Source organism: Actinospica robiniae DSM 44927 (assembly GCF_000504285.1).
In the GTDB taxonomy this organism is placed as follows: domain Bacteria; phylum Actinomycetota; class Actinomycetes; order Streptomycetales; family Catenulisporaceae; genus Actinospica; species Actinospica robiniae.
In genome coordinates this window covers 7,264,993-7,289,201 of the sequence record NZ_KI632511.1, presented here as the reverse complement: position 1 = coordinate 7,289,201, position 24,209 = coordinate 7,264,993, and the positions used below count along the sequence as shown (strand labels likewise).

Sequence of the window (24,209 nt, the reverse complement as noted above, 5' to 3'; positions counted from 1 at the left end):
AGACCTTGTTCCCCTTACACTCGGGAAGCGTGAGCACCGCCGTCCATCTGCCGCAGCCCGAGGACCTCCAGCCCGGGCAACTCATCGACGGCCGCTACCGGGTCGAGGCGCGGCTCGCGCACGGCGGCATGGCCTCGGTCTACCGGGCCTGGGACAGCCGGCTCGACCGGGCCGTCGCGCTCAAGGTGATCGACGCCGAGCTGGCCAAGCGGCCGGAGTACGTCGAGCGCTTCATCCGCGAGGCCAAGTCCACCGCCCGGCTCAGCCACCCGAACGTGGTGGGGGTCTACGACCAGTCGGTGCTCAACGCGGGCGACCGGCGCGCGCCCACGCTGGCCTACCTGGCGATGGAGTACGTGCCGGGCAGCACGCTGCGGCAGGTGCTCGGGCGGCGCGGGCGGTTCACCCCGCGCCAGGCGCTGCAGGTGCTCGACGCGATGCTCGCCGGGCTCGGCGCGGCGCACCGGGCCGGGATCGTGCACCGGGACGTGAAGCCGGAGAACGTCCTGATCAACGACGCGGCGCTGGCGCAGAACCACTCCTACGCCGCGGCGCTGAAGGTCTCCGACTTCGGCCTGGCCCGCTCGGTCTCGGACGGCGGCACCCTCGGCGGCAGCCTGCCCGGCGGCGGGCTGATAGGCACCGCCTCCTACCTGGCGCCGGAGCTGGTGCGCACCGGCTCGTGCGACCAGCGCTCGGACGTGTACTCGGCCGGGATCGTGCTCTACGAGCTGCTCACCGGCCGCAAGCCGTTCGCCGCGCCCACGCCGGTCCAGGTCGCGCAGATGCACGTGACCAACCGGGTGCCCCCGCCCTCGGCGCTGCTGCCCGGCCTCGACCCCGCCATCGACGCCCTGGTGGCCCGGGCGACGGCGCGGGAGCCCGAGCACCGCCCGGACGACGCCAACGCCCTGCGGGGCGAGCTGCGGGCCGCCTACGCGGCCCTGCCGGACGCCGCCCTCGACCTCAACGGCTCGGCGGTCCAGACGGAGGCCACCGAGGCGCTGCGGCCCGACCACGCCACCCGCCCGGACGCCGCGCCCACCCGGATGGACCTGAGCGGCGGGCTCGGCTCGAACGGCCGCGGCTCGGCCACCCGGCTGGCGGCCTCGCCGCTGCCGCCGGTGGCCCCGCGCCGGCGCCCGGACGAGCCCTACCGCTACGCCCCGGAGGGCCGGGGTCCGCGGCGTTATCGAGGCCTGATCATCTTCCTGGTGATAGTGGTGATCGCGATCACCGTGGGCATCGGCGCCTGGCTCTACGGCAGCACCCACTACCAGTCCATGCCGGACCTGACCGGCCTGAGCAAGACCGCGGCCGAGCACGCACTGGACAACGACGGCCTGAAGTGGAAGGTCACCGAGGTGCCGAGCCAGACCGTGCCGGCCGGCGAGGTGGCCTCCACCTCGCCCGGCTCCGGCCGCCCGGTGGCCTCCGGCGCCACCGTCACCCTCGACGTCTCCAGCGGCCCTGCCCAGGTCTCCGTGCCCGATGTCACGGGCCTGAGCCAGACCGACGCCACCGACAAGCTCAACGCGCTCGGCTTCACCGTGACGGTCTCGGCCCAGACGCAGAGCTCGAACGATCCGGCCGGCCAGGTGGCCTCGTACTCCCCCACCGGCACGGCGACGCAGGGCTCTACCATAACGCTGGTGCTCTCCAGCGGACCCGGGCAGGCGCTCGTGCCCGACGTGACCGGCATGAACATCGACGACGCCACGACGAAGCTGCAGGGCCTCGGCTTCCAGGTCGTCACCCACCACGTCTCGGTGATGTTCAAGACCGTGCTGCACCAGTCGCCCGGCGGGGGTCAGAGCACGAATCAGGGCGGCACCGTCACGCTGTACTACTGAGCGCGCCGCGCGGCGATCCCCTCTGCTCGGATAATCTTCAGCGCAGGCGGATCATGCCCGCCGCCGCGCGTACCCAAGTGCCCGGATTGTGGATCGGCGTGCCCTTACGATAGCCGCCGAACAGCAGTCCGAGCAGGATGATCAGCACAATGAGCCAGAAGAACGCCCAGAGCGCGTTGAAGCGCCGGCGGCGGGGGCGTTCGTCCCGCGGATTGCGGGGGAATCTGAAGCCAGGCACGGAAGTTCGTACTCCTTCGACGTCGTCGTGATCCAACGGACAAGGGTGGGTGGTCGCAGGTGGCAAGGCTGAGACTGAGCGAGTGGCGCGGTCGGTTCATAGCGAGCGGGATAGCGCTGGTGCTGGCGGTCGGACTGGTCCTGCTGGGATCCGCCATCCATCTCCTACCCCAACTGCGCAATCCATTCTCTGAGAAGACCACCGAGCGTTCCGGACCGGTGCTGCTGCAGTCGATCGTGCAGCTCTCGAAGTACGAGGCGGCCAGCGGCAACTTCCAGGTGGTCGTGGACATCTCCTCCAACGGGTCGATCCTGCCGAGCTTCCTCGAGGGCAGCGACACCATGTTCATCGGCATCGGCACGGAGAACTCCTACGTGGACTTCTCCAAGCTCAAGGGCCAGGACGTGCAGGTCTCCGCGGACCGGCTCACGGCCAGCCTGATCCTGCCGAAGGCGCAGCTCGACCCGGCCCAGCTCGACGTTCAGCAGTCTTACGTCTTCGCCCAGCAGCAGGGCCTGTTCACCCGGATCAACAACTTCCTGAGCGGGAACCCGAACTCGCAGCAGGCGGTCTACGAGCTGGCGCAGAAGCAGATCGAGGCCGCGGCGGCCAAGAGCGAGCTGGTGGCGGACGCGGAGAAGAACACCACTGCGATGCTCACCAGCCTGCTGCAGTCGTTGGGGTTCAAGAACATCTCGGTGAAGTACACCGGGTGACCGAGGCGGATCAGTCCTCTTGGTAGGAGTAGCGCTGCTCGCGCCACGGGTCTCCGATGGTGTGGTAGCCGCGCTCCTCCCAGAACCCGCGGCGGTCCGCGGTCAGGTACTCGATCGCGCGGACCCACTTCGGGCCCTTCCACGCGTAGAGGTGCGGCACGACCAGGCGCAGCGGGAAGCCGTGCTCGGGCGTGAGCTGCTCGCCGCCGCGGTGGGTGGCCAGGATGCTGGCGTCCGCCGCGAGATCGGCGACGCGCAGGTTGGCCGAGTACCCGTACTCGGCCCAGACCATGGCGTGGGTCGCGTCCGGCGCCGGCGGGGCGAGCTCGAGCACGGTGCGGGCGAGCACGCCGGCCCATTCGTTGTCCAGCAGGCTGAATTTGGTCACGCAGTGCATGTCCGCCGTCACCCGGCCGCGCGGCAGCTCCTGGAACTCCGCGTAGTCCCAGCTGTGCTTCGCCCCGTCCACGGTGGCACCGTAGACCTGGAAATCCCAGCGCTCCGGCTTGAACCGGGGCACCGGCCCGTAGTGCAGCACCGGCCAGGCCGCCTGCGGGCGCTGTCCCGGCGGCAGCCGCAGGTCCCTCGACCCCGCGTCATGAAGACCCACCATGGGTTCTATCGTCCCAGACCGGCCGGTGTGCTCCAGACCACAATGACGGGCCGCTCTTGCATGCGCCGGACCGCTGGGTTAGCTTAGGTTTGCCTAACCGACCCCCGGTCTGTCCCTTTTCGAGGAGATCCGCCCATGTACGCCTGCGTCTGCTTCTGCATCACGGAGGAGGAGATACAGGAAGAGATCTCCGCGGGGGCGCACACCGAGGAGGAGATCGGCGAGCGCTGCGGCGCCGGAACCAGCTGCGGCACCTGCGTGGAGCGCCTCGGCTGCCTGCTCGAGCAGGCCCGCACCCGCCCGCGGGTCGAGCAGACCCTGGCCGCCTGCCCCGGGACGTGCGACGCGGCCGCGCTGCACCAGCACCAGAGCGTCACCACCGCCGCCTGACGGGTTTTACCGTTCGTGCGTGCAAGACTACCTGCTGTCATATCGGACACGCAGGAAGGGCACGGCACCGGGCGATGCAAGGCGACAAAGACGTCATCGCGATCCTCAACGAGCAGCTGACCGCGGAACTCACGGCGATCAACCAGTACTGGCTGCACTACAAGCTGCAGGAGAACCACGGCTGGGTGAAGCTGGCCAAGCACACCCGGCACGAGTCCATCGAGGAGATGGAGCACGCCGACAAGCTGGCCGAGCGGATCATCTTCCTCGAGGGCCTGCCCAACTTCCAGAAGCTGAGCCCGCTGCGCATCGGCCAGTCGATCACCGAGATGTTCGAGTGCGACATGAAGGTCGAGGTCGAGGCGGTCGAGCGGCTGCGCCGCGGGATCCGGCTGATGCGCGAGCGCAACGACGTCACCTCGGCCAAGATCTTCGAGGAGATCCTCAAGGACGAGGAAGAGCACATCGACTACCTCGAGACCCAGCTGGAGCTGATCGGCGCCCTCGGCGAGCCGCTCTACATCACCGAGCTGGTCAAGCAGCCCGAGCACTCCTGAAGCCGTCCGGCGCCCGCGGCCGGGCGCGGTTCCGCCGAAGCGGGGCCGCGCCCGGCCGTCGCCGTGTCCCGGCCGCGTCTCAGTCGTCGTGGCGGAGCGGCAGGAAGGTCGCGACGCCGCGCATCAGGATGTCCAGGCCCAGCTCGAACCGGTCCGCGAGCGGGGAGTCCGAGGCCGGCGGGCCGGTCATCAGCCGGGCCAGCTCGGTGATGTTGGGGAACTGCGCCTTGGGCAGATCCTCGAGATAGTCGCCGACCTCGGCCATCGCCGCGGCCACGTTGTCGTCGGTGGCGTCCGGGTAGCGCTCGCGCCACATGTACCCCTCGATCGCCGAGTTCACCAGGTACTGGCTGGCCAGATCCCCCATGAACGCGGCGATGTAGTCCGGCAGGCCGTGCGCGCGCAGCAGCTTGAGCATGTTCTCGATGTTGCGCAGCCCGTTGGGGCCGAACGGGATCCGGCCCACGAAGGCCTTGGCCAGATCGCGGTGCGAGGTGAGCACGCCGTACCAGGCGCGCATCATGTCCTTGATCTGCTCGATCCACTGCTCCACGTCCGCGTCCGGCTCGCTCAGGCTCTCGTCGAGCAGGCCGTCGCCCATCACCCGGTCGATGACCAGGTCGAGCAGCTCGTCCTTGCTCGCGACGTAGGCGTAGAGGGACGCGGCGCCGGTGCCGAACTCCTGCGCCACCCGGCGCATCGAGACGGCCTCGAAGCCCTCCACGTCGATGATGTGCAGCGCGGCGTCGGCGATCGCCTCCCGGCTGAGCGCCGGCTTGTCCGCGCGGCCGGCGCGGCGGGCGCCCTGCTCGCGCGCCCAGGGCGGCGGCGGAATCACGCCCGGGCGCCCGGCCGGGCGCCCCTCCGGCTCGCGCTCCGACTGCGACGACGGGGTGGCCTCGGTCGTCATCCGCGCTCCTTCCGCTCGGCCGGGAGCGGGCAAGCCCGGGCTGAGCACCGGGTTTCGGCTCCCTCACCAGGATAGGCGGAACGAACACCGTACGCAATGCGAACGCCGTTCTTGACACGAACACCGTTCGCGCGTAGAACAGTGTTCCGTAGGCAAGCACCGTTCGCATCGCACCGGGCCCGGCCTGGGCCCGGGGGAAACTGGGGGATCACCATGTCAGCCACCGCGCAGGCCTCCGACGCGGCCGACGCCGCGCCGGCCGGCCGAGCAGCGGGCTCGAGCCCGAAGCCGAGCCTGCCCAAGCCCTCCCGACTCCAGTGGTTCGTCCTGCTCACCGTGCTCGGCGCGGACGTGATGGACCTGCTGGACTCCACCATCGTCAACGTCGGGGCGCCCTCCATCGCCCGGGACCTGCACGCCAGCAGCACCGAGCTGCAGTGGGTGATCGCGGGCTACACCCTGGCCATGGCGGTCGCGCTGATCACCGGCGGCCGGCTGGGCGACATCTACGGCCGGCGCCGGATGTTCCTGATCGGCATCGGGGCCTTCACCGTCTTCTCCGCCCTGGCCAGCGCGGCCGTCGACCCGCAGATGCTGGTCACCGCCCGGGCGCTGCAGGGCCTGTCCGCGGCGCTGATGCTGCCGCAGGGCCTCGCCATCATCCGCTCGGTCTTCCCGGCCGACCAGGCCGGCGCCGCGATGGGCATCTTCGGCCCGGTCATGGGCATCGCCGCCACCGTCGGCCCGATCATCGGCGGCGCCCTGGTGCAGGCGAACCTGTTCGGCTCACAGTGGCGCTCGGTGTTCTGGGTGAACGTCCCGCTCGGCCTGATCGCGCTGGTCTGCGCGCTGCGGGTGGTGCCGGAGGACACCGAGCACGGCGAGAATCCGCCCAAGCTGGACGTGCTCGGCATGGTGCTCTCCGGCCTCGGCATGCTGCTGCTGATCTACCCGCTGATCCAGGGCCGGGAGAAGGGCTGGCCGGTCTACATGTTCGTGCTGATGGCCGCGGCCGTGCCGGTGTTCGCGCTGTTCGGACTGCAGCAGAAGGCCCGCTTCAAGTCGGGCAGCACGACGCTGGTGGAGCTCTCGCTCTTCCGCAAGCCCGCGTTCGTCGGCGGCCAGCTGTTCGGCGTCTTCTTCTTCTGCGGCATGGGCGGGCTGTTCCTGGTGCTGATGCTGCACCTGCAGCTCGCACTGGGCTACAGCTCGCTGCACGCCGGCCTGACCGGCTTGCCGTTCTCGCTCGGCGCGGCCGTGGGCGCCGGCCTCGGCGGCGCCCTGCTGGCCCCCAAGTTCGGGCGCCGGGTGCTGCACGGCGGCGTGGTGGCGATGGGCCTCGGCCTCGCGGGCGTGGCGTGGAGCATCGAACACTGGGGCGCCGGGCTGACCTCGCTCGAGCTCTCGCCGTCCTACGGAGTGGCCGGTCTGGGCATGGGCTTTCTGATCGCGACGTACTTCGGCATCATCGTCAGCAGCATCGACGACGAGGAGACCGGCTCGGCCGGAGGCGTGATGAACGCCTTGCAGCAGCTCGGCAACACCCTCGGCGCCGCGCTGTTCGGCACGCTGTACTTCGACGGCCTCAGCGCCCACCACACCTCGATCACCGCCGCCAGCGACACACTGCTGTGGGCAACGCTGTTGACGGCGCTGTGCATCCCGCTCGGCTTCCTGCTGCCCAAGCAGATCAAGCCGTCGGCGATGGAAGCGCACTGATCTGACAGTCACCTGAGATCAGAAGACTGCGGCGCCGGAGGTCATCCCTCCGGCGCCGTTTCACGCTGACGGCGAATCAGTCCTCTTTCGCCATTTCCTTCGCGTCGTCCGCGGTCACGAACTCGGCCGCGGCCTTGGTCCCGACCATGCGGAAGCGCAGCGCCTCCCACAGCGGACCGGGGATCACGTGGATCCCGTAGTGCGTGCGGTGGTGGTTGGCGCACAGGACCTCGAGGTTGCCGGGGGATTCGGCCCAGGCCTGGAAGTCCTCGTCGTTGTCGAAGTGCAGACCGAGAGCTTCCTGGACCCGCTTCGGGTCCACCTCGTTGATCTGCGAGAACTCGATGTACGTGTGGTGCAGCTCAGCCTCGCCGCCGCACAGCTCGTCGTTGATGATGCACTTCCACAGGCCCTGCCGCTTGAGCCGCGCCTTCGCCTGCTCGAACAGGTGGTAGTGCGGATCGTCCTCGCGCGGGGCGTGGTCCGGCACGTGCGTCTCGACGTGGATCGTCATCATCTGGTCGTGCGCGGCGGTCACCGGGCCCTCGGCGACCTCGTGCACGTGTGTGTGCGCGTGCGCGGCGGGGGCGCCGGCCAGCGGCGCGTAGGTGCGGTGCGAGGGCGTCGGGTCGTCGCCGTCGTCGTGCGTGTGCGACGCCGCGGCCTTGGCCGTCTTCGGCGCCGCGGCCTTCTTGGCCGGGGCCGCCTTCTTCGCTGTGGTCTTCTTGGCGGCGGTCTTGGCCGCGGCGGTCTTGGTCGCCGTGTGCGCGTGCTCGTGTTCGTGCTCTTCCGCGCCGTGCGCGTGCTTCTCCGCGTAGGCCTCGGCGGCCTTGCGACGGGCCTCCTCCTCGTGCTCCTTCTCGTCGTCATCGCCGAACAGCTTGTTGAACAGGCCCATGCCCGCCCCCTGGAGTCCAGTAGTCCAAACCTTCGAGCACTGAAGGTAGTGCGGACTCCAGGGGTCTATCAACAGCCTCAAACGGGAGTAAAAGCTCTCAGTTCAACGCGCATCATGCGCAATCCGCGATGGCTGCGGCGGCCTCCAGCACCCCCTGCTCGGTGACATCCAAGTGGGTGACGGCGCGCAGCACGCCCGGGCCCGCCGGAGTGATCAGGATATTGCGTTCGCGACAGGCGGTCACGGTCTTGACGGTGTCGGCGACTTCGATCATGACGATGTTGGTTTCCGGAACGTTCGCCCGGATTCCGTTGCCCCGCAGGCGATCTGCGAGCAGCTTCGCGTTCGCGTGGTCTTCCGCGAGGCGGTCGACGTGGTGATCGAGGACGTACTTGCCCGCGGCGGCGAGCAGGCCGGCCTGGCGCCATCCGCCGCCGAGCCGGTGTCGCATGACCTTGGCTTCCTCGCGCTTCTCGGCCGGCATCAGCACGACCGAACCGACCGGGGCGCCGAGGCCCTTGGACAGGCAGACCGAGAGCGTGTCAGCGATCTTCCCGTACTCGGCCAGCGGGGTGCCGGTGGCCACGGCGGCGTTGCACAGCCGGGCTCCGTCGATGTGCACGAACAGACCGTGCTCGTCTGCCAGGGCCCTGATGGCACGCAGGTCCTCGATCGGGTAGACGGTGCCGCCGGCCCGGTTGTGGGTGTTCTCGAGCTCGATGACCTTGGTGCCCACCACGTACGGCCCGCTCGCGCGGATCAGGCGTCGCAGTTGCTCGACGCTGAGCTGGCCGCGCTCGGTGAGGGTGGTGCGGGTCTGGATGCCGGCGTGCCAGGCGAGGTTGGCGTCCTCGTGCGCGACGATGTGGGCGTCGGCGTCGCAGACCACTTCGTCGCCGGGGCCGGCGTTCATCCGCAGGCCGATGTGGTTGGCCATCACGCCGGTGGGCACGAACAGCGCCGTGGTCAGCCGGGATCCGGGCCCGCCGAACAGCTCCAGCGCTCGGGCTTCGAGGGCTGCGACGCTCGGGTCCTCGCCGTAGACGTCGTCACCCACCTCGGCTTCGAACATCGCCGCGCGGACGGCGGCGGTGGGGCGGGTGACGGTGTCGCTGCGGAGATCGACGAGGGCGCCGGGTTCGGGCTCGGAATGCGAAGAGGTCATGGCCGCAGCTTAAAGGCTGCGGCCATGACCTGCGTGAAGCGGATCGGTGAGACCCTCGGGGGCCCTGGCCGGTCAGTGGCCGCCGCGGTACATCTCGGCCACCAGGAAGGCGAGGTCGAGCGACTGGGACCGGTTGAGCCGGGGGTCGCAGGCCGACTCGTAGCGGGTGCCCAGGTCGTCGAAGACGATCTCGTGGCCGCCGCCGACGCACTCGGTCACGTCGTCGCCGGTCAGCTCGACGTGGATGCCGCCGGGGTGGGTGCCGAGGCCGCGGTGCACCTCGAAGAAGCCCTTGACCTCGTCCAGCACGTCGTCGAAACGGCGGGTCTTGTGGCCGCTGGGGGCCTCGAAGGTGTTGCCGTGCATCGGGTCGCAGATCCAGGCGACCTGGTGGCCCTCCGCGGTGACCTTCTCGACCAGCGCCGGCAGCTTCTCCCGGACGATGCCCGCGCCCATCCGCACCACGAAGGTGAGCCGGCCGGGCTCGTGCCGCGGGTCGAGCTTCTCGAGGTACTCCAGCGCCTGGTCCGGCGTCGTGCTCGGGCCGAGCTTGATGCCGATCGGGTTGCGGATCTTGGAGAAGTAGTCGATGTGGGCGCCGTCGAGGTCGCGGGTGCGCTCGCCGATCCAGACGAAGTGCGCCGAGGTGTTGTACGGCATGCCGGTGCGCGAGTCGGTGCGGGTGAGCGCCGACTCGTACTCGAGCAGCAGACCCTCGTGCGAGGAGAAGAACTCGACCGCGCGCAGCTCCTCGGGATCGGTGCCGCAGGCGTGCATGAAGCGCAGGGCCCGCTCGATCTCGCCGGCGAGCAGCTCGTAGCGCTCACCGGAGGGCGAGGACTTCACGAAATCCTGGTTCCAGGCGTGCACCTGGCGCAGATCGGCGTAGCCGCCGGTGGTGAAGGCGCGCACCAGGTTCAGCGTGGCGGCGCTGGAGTGGTACATGCGCACCATCCGCCACGGGTCGGGCACGCGCGACTCCGAGGTGAAGGCGAAACCGTTGACCGAGTCGCCGCGGTAGGCCGGCAGCGTCACCCCGTCCCGGGTCTCGGTGTCCTTCGAGCGCGGCTTGCCGTACTGGCCGGCGATCCGGCCGATCTTGACCACCGGCACGGACGCGGCGTAGGTGAGCACCGCGGCCATCTGCAGCAGGGTCTTGAGCTTGTTGCGGATGGCGTCCGCCGTCACCGCGTCGAAGGTCTCGGCGCAGTCGCCGCCCTGGAGGATGAAGGCCTCACCGCGGGCCACCGCCGCGATCCGCTCCTTGAGCAGATCGCACTCGCCCGCGAACACCAGCGGCGGATACGACCGGAGCTCGGCCGCGGCTCGGCGCAATTCCTCGGCATCGGGCCACGACGGCTGCTGCTTGGCCGTCAGAGCCCGCCACGTTTCCATCTCGGTCGTATCCACACGTCCAGGGTACGGGACGCCACCTCCCGCTCAAGAGGGGATTCCGTTGGGCGAGACGGCCCGGCCGCCGCGCGCGGCGGGCCGGGCTGCAGGTCGGGACACTCAGGCGGCGAGCACCTCGTCGATCGAGGCCAGTTCGGTCTCGGTCAGCGGGGGCGCGGCCAGGGCCTCGAGGTTGGCGTCGAGCTGCGCGGTGGAGGAGGCGCCGATGAGGGTCGAGGTCATCCGCGGGTCGCGCAGGGTCCAGGCGAGCGCGAGCTGGGCCAGGCTCTGGCCGCGCTGCTCGGCGATCTTGTTCAGCGCGCGGACCTTGGCCATGACGTCCTCGCCGAGGGCGTCCGGGCGCAGGAAGTGGCCGACCGCGGCGCGCGAGTCCTCCGGCACGCCGTGCAGGTAGCGGTCGGTCAGCCGGCCCTGGTCGAGCGGGGAGAAGCAGATGGCGCCGGCGCCGACGTCCTCGAGCGCGTCGAGCAGGCCGCCTTCGACCCCGTCCCGGTCGAACATGTTGTAGCGCGGCTGGTGGATCAGCAGCGGGGTGCCGAGCTCGCGCAGGATGCGGGCGGCCTGGCGGGTCTGGGTGGCGTCGTAGTTCGAGATGCCCGCGTAGAGCGCCTTGCCCGAGCGGACCGCCTGGTCGAGGGCGCCCATGGTCTCTTCCAGCGGGGTCTCCGGGTCGGGCCGGTGGCTGTAGAAGATGTCGACGTAGTCCAGGCCGAGGCGGCCGAGGGACTGGTCGAGGGAGGCGAGCAGATACTTGCGCGAGCCCCATTCGCCGTAGGGGCCGGCCCACATGTCGTAGCCGGCCTTGGTCGAGATGACCAGCTCGTCGCGGTACGGCCGGAGGTCCTCGCGCAGGTGGCGGCCGAAGTTCTCCTCGGCGGACCCGGGCGGCGGACCGTAGTTGTTGGCGAGGTCGAAGTGGGTCACGCCGCGGTCGAAGGCCCGGCGCAGCACGGCGCGCTGGTTCTCGAAGGTGTAGGTGTCGCCGAAGTTGTGCCACAGGCCGAGGGAGACGGCCGGGAGTTTGAGGCCGCTGCGACCGGAGCGGCGGTACTGCATCGTCTGGTAGCGGTCTTGAGCGGCGTGGTAGGTCATGGCGAGATCCTATGGTCGGGCTTGACTCTCCACCTACTGGAAGCCGGAGCGTGGACGGCATGAGGGACGCGAACCTGCTGACCATCGGGCAGCTGAGCGAGCTGGCCGGCGTGCCCGTGCGCACGATCCGGTTCTACTCGGACCAGGTCCTCGGCGGGCGGCGGCTGCTGGAGCCGGCCGGGCGCAGCGACGCGGGCTACCGGCTCTACGACTTCGAGGCGGCCGCGCGGCTGGAGCTGATCCGGACGCTGCGGGATCTCGGCGTCGGCCTGCCGACCATCGCCAAGGTGCTGGCCCGGGAGCTGACGGTGGCTCAAGTCGCCCGTGCGCACGCGGAGGCGCTGGAGGCGACGGTGCGCACGCTGCGGGTGCGCACGGCGGTGCTGCGGGCGGTCGCGTCCCGGGACACCGATTGGGAGGAGTTGGAACTGATGAATCGTCTGGCGAAGCTGGACGCGTCGGAGCGGCGGCGGATCCTGGACGGGTTCGTGGACCGGGTCTTCGACGGGATCGAGGACGGGCACCAGGCCGGCGAGCAGTTCGCCGCGATGATGCGGGCCGCGGTGCCGGATCTGCCGCAGGAGCCGACGGAGCAGCAGGTGCAGGCCTGGGTCGAGCTGGTGGAGTTGATCCGGGACGAGGACTTCATCACCCGTTCGCGGGAGATGGCGGCCTACGGCGCGGCCAAACGGGCGAGGCTGGAGGACGAGGCGTGGGAGGCGGATCAGAAGGCCTTCGCGACCGTCCTGGCGCCGCGGTCCGAAGCCGCGTGGTCCGCCGGGCTCGGGGCGGGCTCGGCCGAAGGGCGGGCCTTGGCGCAGGAGATCTTCCGGGACTGGGCCGAGGCCTTGGGCCGGCCGGCCGACGAGGCGCAGCGCCGGTTCCTGCTCGAGTCGCTCACGACCCTGAACGATCCGCGGGTGAGCCGCTTCTGGCGGCTGGTGGGGATCGTCGGGGACCAGCCGGAGCTGGCCGCGGCCGGCGCGCCGACGTACGAATCGATGCGCTGGCTGGCCGAGGCGCTGGGGTCCTGAGCCGGGCTGAGTCCTGAACCCGCCAATGGCCGGCGGTGTCGGCGGGCGCAGTTACGCTCGGACTATGACTGAACGTGTCGCCCGCCGCGCCGCCAGGCTGCTCATCCTGGATCCGGACGGATCCGTGTTCCTGCAGTTGCACGACGATGTGGAGATCGGCCTGCACTGGGCGCCACCCGGAGGCGGGCTGGAGGGCGCCGAGGAGGAGCTCGCGGCGGCGCTGCGCGAGACACGGGAGGAGACGGGCTGGACGGACGTCGCGGCCGGCCCGGCGCTGTGCCGCTGGGAGCACGACTACACGCGCAACGGTGTGCCGACGCGGCAGAGCGAGACGTACTTCCTGGCCGCGGGCCCGCGGCGGGATCCGGAGCAGGCAGCCCGGGAGACCTACGCCGAGGAGGGCATCCTGGCGATCCGCTGGTGGACGCCGGGCGCGCTGCAGGAGTCGAGGGCGTCGTTCTGGCCGCCGAACCTGCCCACGCTGCTGGCCGCGGTGCGGCGGGACGGCCCGCCGCACGAGGCGATCGAGCTCGGATACACGCCCATGCCCGTCACGCCGTGTGCCTGACGGCAGGTCAGTCCGCGTCGGCGGCGCGGGCGGCCACGCGCTTGACCGCGTCCTTGGTCCAGGCGCGCAGCGCGTCGGCGTCGAACTCGGAGCCGAAGACGAGGCCGCGCACCTGCGGGAGCGCCGCGCCGTAGTTGATCATGCCCATCAGGAACATGAGCAGGTAGGGGGCGGGCATGTCGTCGCGGGCGACGCCGAGCTCCTGCGCGTCGGCGATCTTCTCTTTCTTCAGCCCGTACCGCGAGGCCCGCTCCTCGCTGCGGCAGGTCTCGTCCGCCGGGACCTCGAGCGCCTCCCACATGAGCAGGCGCAGCAGCTCCGGGTGCTCGTGGTGGTAGTCGATGTGCTCGTCCACCCATTTGTCCAGGTCGGTGATGTCGGTGGAGACCGATTCGGCGACCTGGACCAGGGTCTTGTCCAGGACCTTGTAGAACAGCTTCTTCTTGTCGCCGAAGTAGGCGTAGATGAGCTGCTTGTTCGCCTGGGCGTTCTGTGCGATCCGATCCACCCGGGCGCCGGCGATCCCGTAGGCGGCGAACTCGGCGGTCGCCGCCTCGAAGATCCGCGCCTTGGTGGCCTCGGCGTCCCTGGTAGCCATGTACCCAATAGTAACCAACTAGTCAGTTGACATCCAGCCCGGGTCCTGGAATATTATCAACCAACCGGTTGGTTGAGGCGGTGCCAAGCCGCCTCCGCCGGTACTGACCTCGGTCGGTGCAACGCGAGGGAGCGCGGCGCCGATTCCCGTCGCGCGACCCTGCCGCACGTTGCCACCGCACGTACCGTCACGCTCGCCGGAAAGCCCTGGAGTAAGACGTGCCCGTCACCGAAACCCGCTCCGTCGCGGCCGCCACCGCGGCCGTCGCGACCCCGATCGCGCGCCCGCAAGCCTTCACCCCGTACCCGGCCCGCTGGCGAGCGCTTCCCGTCATCCTCGCGGCCATGTTCATGGCCATGTTCGACTACTTCGTCGTCAACGTCGCCGCCTCCTCGCTGCAGCACGACCTGCACGCCGGCCAGGCGGCGCTCGAGCTGATCGTCGGCGGCTACGGCTTCGCCTACGCCAGCGGCCTGATCACCGGCGGACGCCTCGGCGACCTCTACGGCCACCGCAAGCTGTTCGTGGTCGGAATGAGCCTGTTCGCGATCGCCTCGCTGCTGTGCGGGCTGGCACCGAACGGCGGATCCCTGGTGGCTTTCCGGGTGCTGCAGGGCGCCACCGCCGCGCTGATGGTGCCCCAGGTCCTCGCGCTGATCAACACCATGTTCCCGCCGCAGGAGCGGGCCAAGGCGATGTCCGCCTTCGGCGCCACGATCGGCATCGGCGCGGTGGCCGGGCAGGTGCTCGGCGGCGTGCTGCTGGACGCGAACCTGTTCGGCTGGGGCTGGCGCGCGATCTTCTTCATCAACGTGCCGATCGGCCTGGTCGCGCTGCTGCTCGCGGCGCGCTGGCTGCCCAAGAGCGAGCCGACGCACCGCCCCAAGCTGGACCCGGTGGGCGCCACCGGCATCTCGCTCGCGCTCGCCCTGGTGCTGATCCCGATCACGCTCGGCCGGCCGGAGGGCTGGCCGGTGTGGACGATCGTGTCCATGGCCGCCGCGCTGCCGGTGCTCGCCGCCACCCTGTTCTACGAGCGGCGCCTGCAGGCCCGCGGCGGGCAGCCGGTACTCGACCTCGAGATGGTGCGCGAGCGGGTGTTCGCGGCCGGCATGATCATCTCCGGCGGCTACCTGGCCTTCTTCGCCGGCTTCATGCTCTGCCTGACCCTGCTGCTGCAGGACGGGCTCGGCCTGAGCCCGCTGCGGGCCGGCCTGGCCTTCGCCCCGCTCGGCGTCGCGTTCGCGGTCAGCTCCTTCTTCCTGGCCCGCCGGGTGGCCGACCGGATCGGCAACCGGGTGATCGTGGTCGGCGCCGTGCTGAGCCTGATCGGCCTGGCCTCCACCTGGGCCGTGCTGGCCGCGCAGGGCTCACACGTGACCGCGCTCGAGCTGATCCCAGGCGGGGTCGTGGTGGGCCTGGGCAACGGCCTGGCGATCCCCTCCATGATCGGCGCGGTGCTCTCCTCCGGCATCGAGCCGCACAAGGCGGGCATGGCCGCGGGCGTGCTGACGACCGCTCAGCAGTTCGGCAACGCGGTCGGCGCCACGGTGCTCGGCACCATCTTCTTCTCGGTGCTCGGCACCGGGATGGCCGTCGGCTCCTACGTGAGCGCGATGGAGACCTCGGTGGCGGTCGGCCTGGCGATCGTGCTGATCGTGCTCGCCAGCGCGTTCCTGCTGCCGAAGAAGGTGCAGCGAAGCTGAGCTCTGCTACATTCTGAGGGTGCACAACTCGCGCGCAGCCCAGCAGTGGTGGTGGCCGGATTACCCGGCGGACCACTGAGAGCTCGCGCTGACCAAGACTCACGCGAACCGGCCGCCACCAGGCGGCCGGTTCGCTGTTTTCCGCGGCGAGACCCCTCCGGCGCCCGGGCGGCCCCCGACCCCGAGGACGCCCGATGAACCCCAGCCCGACCGACCGGCTCCACCTCGCTCCGCCCTACGCCCTGATCCGCCGCCACGGCGCCGCGCCCGGCGAACTGGAACTGCTGCGCGGCCGCGTCGCCGAGTACGAACGCCTCGCCGAACTGCCGCGGGTCGAGGACGAGGGCGGCGAGCTGCTGGCCCTGGTCCCCTACCGCCAGCTGCGTGAACGCGGCGACGCCTGCCACGACGACGGCACGCCGCTGCGCGCGCTGATCGTGGAGTCGCGCTCGACCGTCGACATCGACGACCTCCCGCTGCCGGCAGGCGATGCGCGGGTGCGTGACGGTGCCTTCGACATCGACGACGACACGTACGCCCGCCAGGTCAAAGCCGTCCTCGACGAGGAGATCGGAGGCGGTGAGGGCTCGAACTTCGTGCTGCGCCGCACGTTCGTCGGGCACTGCGACGACGTGGAGGCCACGGCGTTCGCCGCTCTGCGCAACCTGCTGGCCCACGAGCACAACGCGTATTGGACCTTCCTCGTCCATACGGGTGATGCGCTGCTCGTCGGCGCGACACCGGAGCGCCACGTCTCCCTGGCCGACGGGGTGTGCACGATGAATCCGATCAGCGGCACCCTGCGCAGACCGCCGAGCCAGGTCAGCCGGGAGGAGTTGCTCGCCTTCCTGGACGATCCGAAGGAGCGCGACGAGCTCGCCATGGTCGTGGACGAGGAGCTCAAGATGCTCGCCGAGGTCGGCGACCAGGGCGGGGTGATCGACGGACCCTACCTCAAGGAGATGGCCCACCTCGCCCATACGGAGTACTACATCAGGGCTCATACGACGATGGACGCGCGCGAGGTGCTGCGCGCGACGATGTTCGCGCCGACCGCGACCGGCTCGCCGATCCGCAACGCCTTCCGGGTCATCCGGCGGCACGAGACCTCCGGACGCGGCTACTACGGCGGCGTGGCCGCGCTGATCGGCCGGGACGGCGAGGGGAAGCAGCGCATGGACGCGCCGCTGCTGCTGCGCGTGGCGTACCTCGATCCGGCGGACGGCTCGGTGCGGGTGCCGGTCGGCGCGACGCTGGTGCGCGGCTCCGATCCGTACGGCGAGGTCCAGGAGACGCACGCGAAGGCGGCCGGCGTGCTGCGGGCGTTCGGCGCGCTCGGGCCTGCGGGCGAGCCGGGTTCGGCGGCCGACGCTCCGTCAGCGAGCCGGTGGGCCGAGGATCCGGGCGTCCGCACCGCGCTGGCCGCGCGCAACGAGCGGCTCTCGCCGGCCTGGGCCGCCTACCACGCCCCGGGCGAGCTCGCCGCGCCCGAGCTGGCCGGCCGCAGCGTCCTGATCATCGACAACGAGGACGCGTTCACCTCGATGCTGACCGTGCAGCTGCGCAGCCTCGGCCTGCATGTCACTCGTCTGGCCTACGACCAGGTGGAGCACACAGCCGGCCAGGACCTGGTCGTGCTCGGCCCCGGCCCGGGCGATCCGGCCGACCTGGAGAACCCGAAGATGCGGCTCGGGCGCGCCTTCGTCCGGCAGCTGACCGGACGCACGCCGCTGCTGGCCATCTGCCTCGGCCACCAGCTGCTGTGCTCGGTGCTCGGCTTCGAGATCCACCGCCGGGCCACCCCGAACCAGGGCACGCAGCTGCCGATCGACCTGTTCGGCCGCACCGAGACCGTCGGCTTCTACAACTCCTACGCCGCGCTCGCCCCCGCCCCCCGCGACCTGCCCGCCGGCGTGCTCGTCGCGCACGACGGCCCGGAGATCGCGGCCGTGCGCGGCCCCGGCTTCGCCGGCCTGCAGTTCCACCCCGAGTCGGTGCTCACCATGGACGGCCTCGGCATCCTGCGGCGCGAACTCGGCCGGCTGCTCGGCGCGTCCGGCTCGCCCGTCGCGCACTGAGGCCGGGCCGGAAAAGCACGTCCCCCGCGCACCGTCGGTGCGCGGGGGACGTCGGGCACTGCTCGGCTTAGCCGAACAGGACCTTGGCCTCCTCGTACAGGTCCAGCGGGACCGTCTTGAGCTCGGTGGTGGCGGCGCTCAGCGGCACCCGGACGACGTCCGTGCCCTGCAGCGCGACCATCTTGCCCCAGTCGCCCGCGTGCACCGCGTCGATCGCGTGCAGGCCGAACCGGGTGGCCAGCCAGCGGTCCCGCGGGGTCGGGGTGCCGCCGCGCTGGACGTGGCCGAGCACCGTGGTGCGCGACTCCTTGCCGGTGCGCTTCTCGATCTCCTGGGCCAGCCGCTCGCCGACGCCGCCGAGGCGGACGTGGCCGAAGGCGTCGAGCTCCTGGTTGAGCAGGATCTCGTCGCCGGTCTTCGGCGCGGCGCCCTCGGAGACCACCACGATCGGGGCGTACTCGGACTTGAAGCGGGACTCGACCCAGGCGCAGACCTGCTCGATGTCGTACTTCTCCTCCGGGATCAGGATGACGTTCGCGCCGCCGGCCATGCCCGAGTGCAGCGCGATCCAGCCCGCGTGCCGGCCCATGACCTCGACGATCAGCACCCGGTGGTGCGACTCGGCGGTGGTGTGCAGCCGGTCGATCGCCTCGGTGGCGATGGTCACCGCGGTGTCGAAGCCGAAGGTGTAGTCGGTCGCGTTCAGGTCGTTGTCGATGGTCTTGGGCACACCGACCACCTGCACGCCCTGCGCGTGCAGCGCGGTGGCCACACCGAGGGTGTCCTCGCCGCCGATCGCGACCAGGGCGTCCACGCCGAGGTTGGCCAGGTTCTCCTTGATCCGCTCGACACCGCCCTCGACCTTGATCGGGTTGGTGCGGGACGAGCCCAGGATGGTGCCGCCGCGGGGCAGGATGCCGCGCACGGCCTTGACATCCAGCGTCCGGGTCAGGCCCTCGAGCGGCCCGCGCCACCCGTCGCGGAAGCCCACGAACTCGTAGCCGTACTGCTGGACGCCCTTGCGGACCACGGCCCGGATGACGGCGTTGAGACCGGGGCAGTCGCCGCCGCCGGTGAGAACTCCGACGCGCATGTTGGTTCCTTCCGAAATTTCACACTAAGGGAGGCTGTGCACCGAGCCGCCGCACCGGCCCGCACAGGAAGCCGATCACTGTGGGGAACACGCGAGGTGGGCGCCGTTGCCCGCGGACCGACGCGCGGTCGTAGACCTCGGGACCAAACTTACCGGTTACCGATGGGTTTCCCGTTCCCCTCCCGTATCTCGGACCGGTTACGCGGGGGTGAACACCGTTCGCCTACCGCCGATCGGGGAATTTCCGGGGCCTCCCGGATCGTTCCCCTCACGTGGAATTCCCGGGCACGCGTGTACTCTCGTCCCCCCAGACGCCTCAAGGAGACAGCCGATGAACAGCGCCCCGCTCGCGCCTGCCGCCGTGCGCACCTCGGTGCGGATTCCGTTGCAGTTCGGCGACGGCTTCCGGGTCGAGGCCCAGGCGTTCACCTTCGACGGCCTGGCCGACGGGCAGGAACACGTCGCCCTGGGCTTGGGCGAGTATCTCCATACCGGCACGCCGCTGGTCCGTCTGCACTCCGAGTGCCTGACCGGCGACGTCTTCGGTTCCGCCCGGTGCGACTGCGGCCCGCAGCTGCGCGACGCGGTCGAGCAGATCGCCCGGGTCGGCGGCTACCTGCTCTACCTGCGCCAGGAAGGCCGCGGCATCGGCCTGTACAACAAGCTCGACGCGTACGCGCTGCAGGATCAGGGCCTGAACACGTACGAGGCGAACGAGGCGCTCGGCCTGCCCTCGGACGGGCGCGACTACACCGCCGCCGCGCAGATGCTCACCACGCTCGGCGCGCGTGACATCGAACTGCTGTCCAACAACCCGGACAAGGCCAAGCAGCTCGCCGCGCACGGCATCCAGATCCAGCGCAAGGTGCCCACCGGCGTGTTCGTCACTCCCACGAACCTGCGCTACCTGCAGACCAAGGTGAACGTGACGGGCCACCAGATCCTGCTCGACGGCTCGGCCGTTCCGGCCGCAGCGGCGTAACGCGGGGATCCGGCGGCATGGCGCGGGGTTCCGGTAGCAGCGTGTCGTGGGGATCCGGCACCGGCGCGGCGCGGAAGCCGCGGCGTCTCAGCTCTCTTCGCGGGGCCGGTCCTCGGCGCGGGACCGGCCCCGATGCGTGTCCTTCTCCTTCTTCACCTCGGAGGCGTAGCGGTCCACGTACTCCCGCCCGGTCATCCGCACGAGGGTGTGCATGATCTCGTCGGTCACCGCCCGCAGCACGGTGTGTTCGGCGTCGGTGCCGCGCACGGTCTCCCACAGCCCGCCGCCGTAGCGGGAGAAGTCCAGCGGCTCGCCGAAGGTGACCGTGACCTTGGCGACACGCGGCATGACCTTGCCGGTGGGCTGCACCTTCTCGGTGCCGGCGATCGCGCACGGCAGCACCGGGCAGCCGGCCGTCAGCGCGATCCGGGCGGCGCCGGTGCGGCCCTTGAACAGCCGTCCGTCCGGCGAACGGGTGCCCTCCGGGTAGAGCCCGACGATCTGGCCCTGCTCGAGCAGCCGCAGCGCCGTGTGCAGCGCGGCGTCGGCGGCGCGGGCGCCGGAGCGGTCGATCGGGATCGAGCCGACGCCGCGGAAGAAGCCCGCGGACAGCCGGCCCTTGACGCCGCCGCCGGTGAAGTACTCGGCCTTGGCCAGGAACTTCACCGGCCGGGGCGTGGCCAGCGGCATGAAGATCGAATCGGAGAACGACTGGTGATTGGCCACCAGCAGGACCGGCCCCTCGAGCGGCACGTGCTCGGCCCCCTCGGTCTGCGGTCGGTAGACCACGTGCACAGCCGGTCCGATCACCCCGCGCTTGAGCAACCCGTAGAACACGACTCCCGCTCTCCCTCCGGCCGGTTAGTCTGGAAGATACCGGAACGCCACCGCCGCCGACTTCCCCGTATTACTGTACGAAGCAAGGGATCGAGTGGGACGATGCGAACAGAAGCGCGTGACCCTGGAGGAGCGGGCCGATGAAGGACGCAGCCGTCACCACCGACACCGTTACCGACGAGCAGGCCGCCGCACCGCTCACGCCGGGCGCCGAGCCCTGGCGCACCGGGCCCGAGGGCGCGGCCGAGGTCGGCATCCTGCTTTGCCACGGCTTCACCGGCTCCCCGCACTCGATGCGCCCGTGGGGCGAGTACCTCGCCGCCCGGCACCCCGGCTACGCCATCGACCTGCCCCTGCTGCCCGGCCACGGCCGCGGCTGGCGCGAGCTGCAGCGCACCGAATGGCCGGACTGGTACGGCGCGCTCGACCAGGCCTTCACCGCCCTGCGCGCCCGCTGCGCCCAGGTGTACCTGATGGGCCTGTCCATGGGCGGCGGCCTCGCGCTGCGCCTGGCCGAGCAGCACCCGGCCGAGGTGGCCGGGCTGGTCCTGGTCAACCCGTCGGTCACCCGCAACAAACCGACCGAGGCGCTGCTGCCGGTGCTCAGCAGATTCATCCCGTCCATCTCCTCGATCGCCTCGGACGTCAAGAAGCCCGGCGTGGTGGAGATCGGCACCGACCGCACCCCGCTCAAGGCCGCCCACTCGCTCAGCCGGTTCTGGCGGGTGGTCGCCGCCGACCTGCCGACGGTGACCGCGCCGGTGCTGGTGGCGCACTCGGCCGAGGACAATGTGGTGCACCCGCGCAACGCCGCGATGGTGCTCTCGCGCGTCTCGTCCACCGACAAGAGCGAGATCGTCCTGCCCGAGAGCTACCACGTGGCCACCTTGGACAACGACGCGGAACTGATTTTCGAGAGCTCGGCGGCCTTCGTGGCCAAGCTGCGGGAGGCGGCGTCATGAGCAACCCGGAGCGCCCCGAAGGCGACCCGACCGGCCCCACCGACGCCGAGGCCGAGGCCGTCTGGAACGACCTGGTGGCGGCCTTCCACGACAGCCGCCCGCCGGAGGGGCCGGCGCCCTGGCCGGAGGCCGAGAACGTGGCCCAGCCGCCCGCCCCCGGCACCCTCGAGCCGGGCGCCCGGGTGGTGCGCCCGGCCGTGCGCCCGTCCCCGCCACGCGCCGTGGACCCACGGCTGACCTGGACCTCGGGCGACCTGATCGGCCCGCGCGACGCGCCCGCGCCGCCGGCCCCGGACACCTTCGAGCCGCCCACCCCGCCGCCGCTGCCCAACCTGGACTGGCCCACCCGGGCCGCCTGGCTCGGCGCCCTCGGCGGTCCCGGCTACCTGATGGCGGCCACGATCCTCAACTGGGAGACCCCGGGCTGGGCCGCCGCCGCGTGCGCGCTGGCGGGCCTGATCGGCTTCGGCTACCTGGTGAGCAAGCTCAAGCCGCACCGCGACGACGATGACGACGACAACTTCGGCGCGGTGGTCTGAGCAGGGCCGTTTCGGGGCGTGGCGCATCGCGTCGCGCCTCCGCACGCCGCGTTGCCTCGCCCCACCTCTCGCGTATCCGCGTGTCGCATATCGGCGTGTCGCGTCGCGCTCGGGCTGGGGTGGGCCCGGCCGGGCCGGGGCTGCGGACCTCAACGCGGCAGGTTCAGCTGCCAGGAGACGCCGAAGCGGTCGTTGACCCAGCCGAACCGCCGGCTGAAGCCGTAGTCCCCCAGCGGCATCAGCTCCGTGCCGCCCTCGCCCAGGCCCGCGTAGAGACGCTCGAGCTCGGCCTCGTTGCGGCACCGCACGAACAGCGACATCGCGGGCGTGAAGGAGAACTCGTGCTTCGCCGGGCTGTCGATGCACATGAACTGTTGATCGGCCAGCGAGAACGTCGCGTGCTGCACCGCCCCTTCCGCGCCCGGACCCTCGGCGCCGTAGCGGTTGACGGCGACCACCGCGGCGTCGTCGAACAGGGACAGGTAGAGGTTCATCGCCTCCTCGGCGGTGCCCTCGAACATCAGGAACGTGGTGATCCGCTGCGAGGACGCGATCTGCATGCCGTGGGCTCCTTCGGCGCGGTCAGGCGACTGACTTGGGCCCATGCTAACTCCGGCCGCCGACGGAAACTGACGACCCGTGATTTCGCGCCGACGCGTCGCGCACGAGCGAAACTTTCAGCCCGACACGCCGACGGCGGCCCTCCCGGAACTCCGGGAAGACCGCCGTGCGTTGTCCTTATGCCTACCGATCGCGGGCGAGGTCCGCGGCGCCGATGATGCCGGCGTCCGGACCGAGCGTCGCGGTGACCACGTCGGCCAGCGGCCGCTGCCCGGTCGCCGGGGCCACCTTCTGGTAGTGCTCGCGCGCCGGACCGGCCAGTATCTCGCCGGCCTCGGAGACGCCGCCGCCCAGGATGAACACGCCCGGGTCCAGGATCGCGGTCATGTCCGCCATCGCCTGCCCGATCCAGATCGACACGTCCGCGAAGCCCTCGAGCGCGACCGGGTCGCCCTCCCGCGCCGCCGCCGTGATGTGCGAGCCGAGGACGCCCTCCGGGGTGCCGTCGCCGAGCGAGAGCAGCAGCTTGGCCTTCTCCGGGTTGCGCGCCGCACCGGCCTTGACCAGGCGGGTGAGCGCGCTGCCGGAGGCGTACTGCTCCAGGCAGCCGTGCTGGCCGCAGCCGCACAGCAGGCCGCCCGGCTGCACCCGGTAGTGCCCGAGCTCCGCGCCGATGCCGAAGTGGCCGCGCAGCAGCCGGCCGTCGATGATCACACCGCCGCCGACGCCGGTGCCGATCGTCAGCATCACCACGTTGTCCTTGCCGTTGCCGGCACCGAACCGGGCCTCGCCCCAGGCCGCCACGTTCGCGTCGTTCTCCACCACGACCGGCAGGTCCACGAGGGCCCCTATCCGGTCCTGCAGCGGCTCGTTGCGCCAGGACATGTTGGCGGCGAAGAGCACCGTGGCCCGGTCCGCGCTGACGAAGCCGGCCGCACCGAGGCCCACCGCCTCGACCTCGTGGCCCTGGCGCACCGTGTTGACCGCTTCCGCGATCGTCGCCGCGACCTGCCCGGAGTCCTTGGGGGTGGCGAGCTTGACCCGCTCGAGGATGCTGCCCTCCTCGTCCACCACGCCGGCCGCGATCTTCGTGCCGCCGATGTCGACGCCGATCGTCAGTGCCATGATCCCCTCACACGCCTCATCGCTCGCTGCCTCATCCCTGTGTCGGGTGTTCCGCGTCACCGTCGGGAGCCTCGTCGTCGAGCACTTCGACCACGTCCGCCGCCTGAGCGGGGTCCTCGGCCCGCGCACCGGGACCGGCCCACACCTGTTCGCTGCCGCGGATCAGCGAACGGACCGCCGACGCCAGCTCGCCGCCGGCGTTCGACAGGTGCCCGGCCGCCTCCGGGTAGTTGCGCAACAAGGGCTCCACGAACTGCGCGCGCACCGCGTCCCAGAGCTTACGGGCCTCGTCACCCAACGACTCCGGATCATCCCTCACCGACTTGGCCCGCGTCCAGTCCGGCGCGTCCGTCAGCCCCTCCGGCGCGCCGGAAGCTCCCGAGCGCGGGGCCGGCGCGGGCGCCGCCGAGTCCGTCACCGGGATGTCGAACTCCTCATCGTCGGCACTGCTGCTCATCTGTCCTTCTCCCCGATCACTGCGGCCGTTCACGTACGGACGCCAGGTATGCACGGTTCTCGGTAAGCACTTTCTCGGTGTGTATCCGTGCCCTGCATCGGCACG

At 70.9% G+C, this 24,209-nt stretch carries 25 protein-coding genes; 12 read left to right on the top strand and 13 right to left on the bottom strand.

What is annotated here, in order from left to right:
• The first annotated feature begins 29 nt into the window (after positions 1 to 29).
• Positions 30 to 1,853, top strand: a complete 1,824-nt coding sequence (pknB, locus tag ACTRO_RS31335) for a Stk1 family PASTA domain-containing Ser/Thr kinase (RefSeq protein ID WP_051451671.1) — start codon at positions 30 to 32, stop codon at positions 1,851 to 1,853.
• Between the two features lie 37 nt (positions 1,854 to 1,890).
• Here the strand turns inward: pknB and ACTRO_RS31330 are convergent, their stop codons facing one another.
• A complete protein-coding gene (locus tag ACTRO_RS31330; protein ID WP_157436560.1) occupies positions 1,891 to 2,127 on the bottom strand; it encodes a hypothetical protein in 237 nt (78 codons plus the stop codon).
• A gap of 23 nt (positions 2,128 to 2,150) precedes the next feature.
• Here ACTRO_RS31330 and ACTRO_RS31325 point away from each other — a divergent pair, with 23 nt between their 5' ends.
• Positions 2,151 to 2,807 (top strand): DUF4230 domain-containing protein, encoded by a 657-nt coding sequence (locus tag ACTRO_RS31325; protein WP_211244473.1) that lies wholly within the window; start codon positions 2,151 to 2,153, stop codon positions 2,805 to 2,807.
• 10 nt (positions 2,808 to 2,817) lie between these two features.
• Here the strand turns inward: ACTRO_RS31325 and ACTRO_RS31320 are convergent, their stop codons facing one another.
• Positions 2,818 to 3,420, bottom strand: coding sequence for a sulfite oxidase-like oxidoreductase (locus ACTRO_RS31320; protein ID WP_034268924.1), 603 nt, complete (start codon positions 3,418 to 3,420; stop codon positions 2,818 to 2,820).
• Between the two features lie 135 nt (positions 3,421 to 3,555).
• Between ACTRO_RS31320 and ACTRO_RS44980 the strand changes: the two genes are divergently transcribed.
• Positions 3,556 to 3,810 carry a (2Fe-2S)-binding protein gene (locus ACTRO_RS44980; protein WP_063628104.1) on the top strand — a complete coding sequence of 85 codons (255 nt, stop codon included), beginning with the start codon at positions 3,556 to 3,558 and terminating at the stop codon, positions 3,808 to 3,810.
• A 74-nt stretch (positions 3,811 to 3,884) separates the two neighbouring features.
• Positions 3,885 to 4,367 carry a bacterioferritin gene (gene bfr, locus ACTRO_RS31310; protein ID WP_034268921.1) on the top strand — a complete coding sequence of 161 codons (483 nt, stop codon included), beginning with the start codon at positions 3,885 to 3,887 and terminating at the stop codon, positions 4,365 to 4,367.
• A 79-nt stretch (positions 4,368 to 4,446) separates the two neighbouring features.
• Here bfr and ACTRO_RS31305 read toward each other — a convergent pair whose 3' ends face one another.
• Positions 4,447 to 5,277: a TetR/AcrR family transcriptional regulator gene (locus ACTRO_RS31305; protein ID WP_051451670.1), complete on the bottom strand. Its 831-nt coding sequence runs from the start codon at positions 5,275 to 5,277 to the stop codon at positions 4,447 to 4,449.
• A gap of 213 nt (positions 5,278 to 5,490) precedes the next feature.
• Between ACTRO_RS31305 and ACTRO_RS31300 the strand changes: the two genes are divergently transcribed.
• Complete coding sequence (locus ACTRO_RS31300; protein ID WP_051451669.1) at positions 5,491 to 6,996, top strand: MFS transporter; 1,506 nt, start codon at positions 5,491 to 5,493, stop codon at positions 6,994 to 6,996.
• A 76-nt stretch (positions 6,997 to 7,072) separates the two neighbouring features.
• On the opposite strand, the gene ACTRO_RS49180 is transcribed toward ACTRO_RS31300, so the two are convergent.
• The 4 genes from ACTRO_RS49180 to mgrA all read right to left on the bottom strand — a co-directional run bounded on the left by ACTRO_RS49180 (position 7,073) and on the right by mgrA (position 11,564).
• A complete protein-coding gene (locus ACTRO_RS49180; RefSeq protein ID WP_051451668.1) occupies positions 7,073 to 7,894 on the bottom strand; it encodes a hypothetical protein in 822 nt (273 codons plus the stop codon).
• Between the two features lie 112 nt (positions 7,895 to 8,006).
• The gene (locus tag ACTRO_RS31290; RefSeq protein ID WP_034268918.1) at positions 8,007 to 9,059 is read right to left on the bottom strand and encodes a threonine aldolase family protein; all 1,053 of its coding nucleotides are present in this window, start codon (positions 9,057 to 9,059) and stop codon (positions 8,007 to 8,009) included.
• 72 nt (positions 9,060 to 9,131) lie between these two features.
• Positions 9,132 to 10,454, bottom strand: a complete 1,323-nt coding sequence (locus tag ACTRO_RS31285) for a class II 3-deoxy-7-phosphoheptulonate synthase (protein ID WP_034277537.1) — start codon at positions 10,452 to 10,454, stop codon at positions 9,132 to 9,134.
• A 117-nt stretch (positions 10,455 to 10,571) separates the two neighbouring features.
• Entirely contained in the window at positions 10,572 to 11,564 is a 993-nt protein-coding gene (gene mgrA, locus ACTRO_RS31280) for an L-glyceraldehyde 3-phosphate reductase (RefSeq protein ID WP_034268916.1), read from the bottom strand.
• Between the two features lie 59 nt (positions 11,565 to 11,623).
• Between mgrA and ACTRO_RS31275 the strand changes: the two genes are divergently transcribed.
• Together ACTRO_RS31275 and ACTRO_RS31270 are read left to right on the top strand one after the other, a co-directional pair.
• Positions 11,624 to 12,598 carry a MerR family transcriptional regulator gene (locus ACTRO_RS31275; RefSeq protein WP_034277535.1) on the top strand — a complete coding sequence of 325 codons (975 nt, stop codon included), beginning with the start codon at positions 11,624 to 11,626 and terminating at the stop codon, positions 12,596 to 12,598.
• Between the two features lie 64 nt (positions 12,599 to 12,662).
• Complete coding sequence (locus ACTRO_RS31270; protein WP_034268913.1) at positions 12,663 to 13,166, top strand: NUDIX domain-containing protein; 504 nt, start codon at positions 12,663 to 12,665, stop codon at positions 13,164 to 13,166.
• Between the two features lie 7 nt (positions 13,167 to 13,173).
• Here ACTRO_RS31270 and ACTRO_RS31265 read toward each other — a convergent pair whose 3' ends face one another.
• On the bottom strand, positions 13,174 to 13,764 hold the full coding sequence (locus ACTRO_RS31265; RefSeq protein WP_034268910.1) for a TetR family transcriptional regulator: 591 nt from the start codon (positions 13,762 to 13,764) through the stop codon (positions 13,174 to 13,176).
• A 218-nt stretch (positions 13,765 to 13,982) separates the two neighbouring features.
• On the opposite strand from ACTRO_RS31265, the gene ACTRO_RS31260 reads away from it, so the two are divergent.
• Positions 13,983 to 15,470: an MFS transporter gene (locus ACTRO_RS31260; protein WP_034268907.1), complete on the top strand. Its 1,488-nt coding sequence runs from the start codon at positions 13,983 to 13,985 to the stop codon at positions 15,468 to 15,470.
• A 194-nt stretch (positions 15,471 to 15,664) separates the two neighbouring features.
• A complete protein-coding gene (locus ACTRO_RS31255) occupies positions 15,665 to 17,548 on the top strand; it encodes an anthranilate synthase family protein (RefSeq protein WP_034268904.1) in 1,884 nt (627 codons plus the stop codon).
• Positions 17,549 to 17,615: 67 nt separating this feature from the next.
• On the opposite strand, the gene ACTRO_RS31250 is transcribed toward ACTRO_RS31255, so the two are convergent.
• On the bottom strand, positions 17,616 to 18,641 hold the full coding sequence (locus tag ACTRO_RS31250) for a 6-phosphofructokinase (RefSeq protein WP_034268901.1): 1,026 nt from the start codon (positions 18,639 to 18,641) through the stop codon (positions 17,616 to 17,618).
• Positions 18,642 to 18,972: 331 nt separating this feature from the next.
• On the opposite strand from ACTRO_RS31250, the gene ACTRO_RS31245 reads away from it, so the two are divergent.
• Positions 18,973 to 19,623: a GTP cyclohydrolase II gene (locus ACTRO_RS31245; RefSeq protein WP_034268898.1), complete on the top strand. Its 651-nt coding sequence runs from the start codon at positions 18,973 to 18,975 to the stop codon at positions 19,621 to 19,623.
• 87 nt (positions 19,624 to 19,710) lie between these two features.
• On the opposite strand, the gene ACTRO_RS31240 is transcribed toward ACTRO_RS31245, so the two are convergent.
• Positions 19,711 to 20,460 (bottom strand): lysophospholipid acyltransferase family protein, encoded by a 750-nt coding sequence (locus ACTRO_RS31240; protein WP_034268895.1) that lies wholly within the window; start codon positions 20,458 to 20,460, stop codon positions 19,711 to 19,713.
• Between the two features lie 140 nt (positions 20,461 to 20,600).
• Between ACTRO_RS31240 and ACTRO_RS31235 the strand changes: the two genes are divergently transcribed.
• Complete coding sequence (locus tag ACTRO_RS31235) at positions 20,601 to 21,422, top strand: alpha/beta hydrolase (protein ID WP_051451666.1); 822 nt, start codon at positions 20,601 to 20,603, stop codon at positions 21,420 to 21,422.
• On the top strand, positions 21,419 to 21,961 hold the full coding sequence (locus ACTRO_RS44200; protein ID WP_051451665.1) for a hypothetical protein: 543 nt from the start codon (positions 21,419 to 21,421) through the stop codon (positions 21,959 to 21,961). Before ACTRO_RS31235 ends, ACTRO_RS44200 begins: the two co-directional genes overlap by 4 nt.
• 149 nt (positions 21,962 to 22,110) lie before the next feature.
• On the opposite strand, the gene ACTRO_RS31225 is transcribed toward ACTRO_RS44200, so the two are convergent.
• The 3 genes from ACTRO_RS31225 to ACTRO_RS31215 form a co-directional block, all read right to left on the bottom strand.
• Positions 22,111 to 22,521: a VOC family protein gene (locus ACTRO_RS31225; protein WP_034268892.1), complete on the bottom strand. Its 411-nt coding sequence runs from the start codon at positions 22,519 to 22,521 to the stop codon at positions 22,111 to 22,113.
• A 184-nt stretch (positions 22,522 to 22,705) separates the two neighbouring features.
• Positions 22,706 to 23,647 (bottom strand): ROK family glucokinase, encoded by a 942-nt coding sequence (locus ACTRO_RS31220; protein ID WP_034268889.1) that lies wholly within the window; start codon positions 23,645 to 23,647, stop codon positions 22,706 to 22,708.
• 31 nt (positions 23,648 to 23,678) lie between these two features.
• Positions 23,679 to 24,104, bottom strand: a complete 426-nt coding sequence (locus ACTRO_RS31215) for a DUF5304 family protein (RefSeq protein ID WP_034268886.1) — start codon at positions 24,102 to 24,104, stop codon at positions 23,679 to 23,681.
• Between the last annotated feature and the right edge of the window lie 105 nt (positions 24,105 to 24,209).